Source organism: Streptomyces sp. sk2.1 (assembly GCF_008120935.1).
GTDB lineage: Bacteria > Actinomycetota > Actinomycetes > Streptomycetales > Streptomycetaceae > Streptomyces.
The window spans coordinates 1-4,073 of record NZ_RDBO01000285.1; the positions used below are offsets into that span (position 1 = coordinate 1).

The 4,073-nt window shown below is 68.3% G+C and carries 3 protein-coding genes and 1 pseudogene; 2 read left to right on the forward strand and 2 right to left on the reverse strand.

Annotated features, from left to right (window positions below; translation table 11 throughout):
• Positions 1 to 541, reverse strand: a pseudogene (locus tag EAO76_RS45680) (hypothetical protein); the annotation flags it as partial.
• Between the two features lie 344 nt (positions 542 to 885).
• Between EAO76_RS45680 and EAO76_RS43845 the strand changes: the two are divergent.
• Entirely contained in the window at positions 886 to 1,176 is a 291-nt protein-coding gene (locus EAO76_RS43845; protein ID WP_148841771.1) for a hypothetical protein, read from the forward strand.
• 603 nt (positions 1,177 to 1,779) lie between these two features.
• Positions 1,780 to 2,922 carry a transposase gene (locus EAO76_RS43850; protein ID WP_262376284.1) on the forward strand — a complete coding sequence of 381 codons (1,143 nt, stop codon included), beginning with the start codon at positions 1,780 to 1,782 and terminating at the stop codon, positions 2,920 to 2,922.
• An 88-nt stretch (positions 2,923 to 3,010) separates the two neighbouring features.
• Here EAO76_RS43850 and EAO76_RS43855 read toward each other — a convergent pair whose 3' ends face one another.
• Positions 3,011 to 3,787 (reverse strand): hypothetical protein, encoded by a 777-nt coding sequence (locus EAO76_RS43855; protein WP_148841773.1) that lies wholly within the window; start codon positions 3,785 to 3,787, stop codon positions 3,011 to 3,013.
• Positions 3,788 to 4,073 lie beyond the last annotated feature (286 nt).

The following is a 4,073-nucleotide window of genomic DNA, read 5'->3' on the forward strand; positions in this document are numbered from 1 at the left end:
CGGAGGCGGCGGAGGCGCAGCGTCTCCCACCAGCCACAACAGCGGGGCCGGCGGAGGCGGAGGATCCAGCACAGGCCCCGCAGGGTCCGCCTTCCTCACCGGCGCCCGCCAGGGCGACGGCCTGGCTACCTTTGAGTGGAAGCCCTGCGCCACCGGCCAGCTGACTGTCGAGAAGGCCGACAGGACGAACGGGAAGCCACTGCCGGGTGCCGTTTTCCAGGTGTGGCAGGAGACCAACAACATCGACGGTGAGAACCTGACCGGCCATGACATCCAGCGATGCGGACACCTCTGCTCCCCTGCCGCCCGGCACCCCGTACTGACCGGTTCCTCCGGCTGCGCCGTACGCCGCGACGGACAGCGAGCAGACTCCTGCAGGGACGGTGAACTGCTGGGGAGCCCCGGTGAAGGCGAAGGTCTGCGAACCTGTTTGCTCCGCTCCTGGCATGCCGGCAGCGAACACTGGGGCCGCAGTAGCGAACAACACTGCGGCGGAGGCCGTGAGCGCCACGCCCACGATGTGTCTCTGTGCAAGTCTCATGCTGGCAACATATGCATATGTTCCAGACACTTGTGCGATGCAGAAGCCGTTAGGCCGGCCATGCAACCTGAATGGTCGTACTACTTCACCGGACCTGTAGGGCGGCCTGGCCGGGCTCGGAGTACCGGATCGGCTCGCCTTCCCGGAAGCACGCACCGTGAGTGACGGTTGGTTGGAGCGCGATCTGACCTGTCGGGAAGTCTGGCCAGCGAGTGGACGCGCGTCCTCGTCGGTGGCTGACAGACAATCAACTGAACCTCAAGTTGACAGTCTCCGGCATGACGGTCTGCCTGCATCCCGGCGTACGGTGCACCTATCGAATAGTCCATGCACCGGAGGAATGGATGTATCTGGTCCCCCTGCTGCTGGGCCTCGGGCTGATACTGGTCGGACTTGCGCTGGCGGCGAACCACCGCGGTATCACCCAGCGGACCGTGGACACATACCTCAACCCTGCCCACGCCGACCCCGGCCTCCTGCGGACCTTCAACCGACTGGGATTCGAGCATCCAGGGATGGACTTCCTCCGCTACGCCCCGCTCCAGCGGCAGTTCGTGCGGATCTTTGGTGGGTTTCTCTCCGTCTTCGGGCTCGCGCTCCTGGCCGTAGGAGTCGTGTTCCTGGTTCGCCCGTGACCGCCGCTGCGCGGGCTTCGGAACCGGCGTGGCAGCCCCGGCGCGCTCCTCGGCGAGATCTGACTCCCCGTAACTGCTCCATGGAATGTGGCTCTGTCGCTATTTTGGGGGTAGTTGGGCATCAATCGGGTGTGATGGGTGGGGTTCAGGTCGCGGACGTTCTGCTGCCGGGTGTCAGGGCGCAGGTCGAGCATGTGGTGCTCACGGATGCGGAGGTCCGGCTCGTCGTGCGGTCACGAGCCGCGTCGGCCGCGCGCCCCGGATGCGGGCGCAGATCTTCAAGGATGCACTGCTACTACCAGCGGACTCCGGCGGATCGTCCTGTCGCAGGCCGACATGTACGAGTCGACCTGCGGGCTCGCCGGCTTGTGTGCGGGAACGGTCATTGCGACCGCCGGACGTTCGCCGAGCAGGTACCGGCCCTGACGCGTCGGCACGCACGCCGCACGGACGCTCTCACCCCCCAGCTCACCGACATGGCCCTGTTCCTGGGTGGCCGGGCAGGAGCCCGTCTGTCCGAGCGAATGGCCATCAACACGTGCAAGGACACTCTGCTCCGGCTGATCCACGCCCTGCCGCTCCCGCCCCCCGGTCCCAGTCCCGATTCTCGGCGTCGATGAGTTCGCCGTACGACGCGGCCGGACCTGCGCGACGATCCTCATCGACATGTCCACCCACCGCCCGGTTGACGTTCTCGCCGATCGCGCCGCGAACACCTTCGCGTCCTGGCTGCGGAATTACCCTGACGTGCGGATCATCTGCCGCGACCGTGCCGGCTCCTTCCGCGACGGGGCCCAAGCAGGTGCTCCGCAAGCCCGGCAAGCAGCCGACGCCTGGCACCTGCTGCACAACCTGACCGAAGCAGTCGAGCGCGTCGTGGGCCGACACCGCACTGACCTGCGAGAACGCCTCGGTTCCCACGACGGCCGGAGCAAAGACGACCAGCCTCAGGAAGTCTCAGGCCGCGCAGAGCTGGACGTCCACGGACGGCCGCGCCCCTTGGCCAGCCGTACCCGTGAACGCCACCAACAGATCCACGAACGCATCGAACGCGGCGACGGCCTGCGTGCCATTGCACGAGACCTCCACCTCAGCCGCGCCACGGTCAACCGCTTCGCACGCGCCGCTGAAGTCGATGAACTCCTCGTCGCCGCCATCAACCGGCCGACCCTGATCGACGACTACCGTCTCCACCTGCACCACCGCTGGATGGAAGGCTGCACCAACGCGTCCGCGCTCACCAGTGAAATCCAGCGACTGGGCTACCGCGGCGACGTCAACACCGTCCGCCGGCACCTGAAGCCCTACCGCAGCGGTGCGATCCCAGCCACCGCTCCCTCGCCGCACCTGACCGTCCGCAGGGTCACCGACTGGATCGTGCGCCGGCCCGAGCACCTCACAGACGTCGAGCGAAAGGGGCTCAAGGAACTGTGCGAGCGGAACCCAGCGCTGGAGACGCCAGCCGAGTACGCCCGCCGTTTGGCACTCATGGTGCGCGATCGCCGCAGTGAGCACCTGGCCCTCGACGTCTGGATCGCCGATGTCCGCCTCGACGGCCAACGCGAACTCCGCACCCTGGCCAACGGCATGCGACGCGACCACGCAGCCATCCAGGCCGCCCTCACCACCACCTACACCTCCGGGGCCGTCGAAGGCAACGTCACCAGGATCAAACTGCTGAAGAGGCAGATGTACGGCCGCGCCAACTTCGATCTCCTACGACGCCGCATCCTGCTCACACCATGATCAAGAAGCTGCCCACCCCCAAAATGGCGACAGAGCCCGGAATGTGAGCCAGAACCGAGAAATAGCAGCGCGAGCGACGCGCGGTGCGTCACGGCCCGGCAGGTACTCGGGTGAGTCCGGTTCCGACCTTGGTCAGCATCTGGCCGAGGACGTGGAGGGCTCGTGCCCGTATCGGCACTCCGCGCGCTGTTCCCGTCCAGTGGGCGTCGGTGAGGTTCTCTGTCGCCGCGAGGATCCGGTCGCCGTCCTGGGCGGCCAGGACGAGGACGAACCGCACGTAGTCGCCGATGTCGGTGCCCTGGGGGTGCTGATGCGTGAAGGTCCGCAGCCGCGGTGTCAGGGCGGGCAGGGTGCGGTCCGTCGGGAAGACGACGGCGAGGCCGGCGAGGGCGAGGCGAACCGCAGGGCATTCGGCCGGCCAGCGGCCCAGCAGATGAGGAACGTGAGCCTGAACCGCGCTGCGGGCCCGGGCCTCGCTGTCGGGATCGGCATGTTGCGGGGTGGCCGGCCAGGTCTCGGCGAGGTGGCGCTCAGCAACGGTGGCAGCGCTGAACAGCAGATCGACGGCTTGGAACCGCTGCCGGGCGGGAGTCCGCTCGTCGAGAGCGAGGGCCACGACCAGGGCGAGGCCGTCGGCAGTGGCGGGCTGGCAGGTGTCCTGGTGCAGGATCTCGTTGTAGAAGTCGGTAAGAAAGCTCCGGTCGTCCCAGCAGGGGTCGGTCTTGGAACCGAACAGCATCACCGCCTGGGGCGGCCTGCGGCCCGGCATGCGGTCGGCGATGACGTCCCGGAAGAGCCGCCGGATCGGCGGACCGGAGACAATCGTGTCGGGCCGCGTCTGCTCGGGTTCGGCGTGCGTGTCCATGACCAGCGCAGCCTACTGGAGCGTCTCGGGCCGACGGTCCTTCGCCCGGGCGGGAGCTGGCAGGTCGTCGGCCCTGAGTCTGCGGCGGTCAGCCGACCTGGATGGGCGCTTCGGTCCGCGCGCGCGGGTGCTGGCGAGCGGAACGGGGTCGCGGGCGCACCGTCAGGTCGTCGACCATCGCGCGAACGGCCCGGCAGCGGGTGGGGGACGCTGGCGGGTTGGGGGCCGCCGTCGGCCGGCCCCAGAGTCGATGGCGTGGGGCGGCGGGGACGGCGGCGGTACCCGC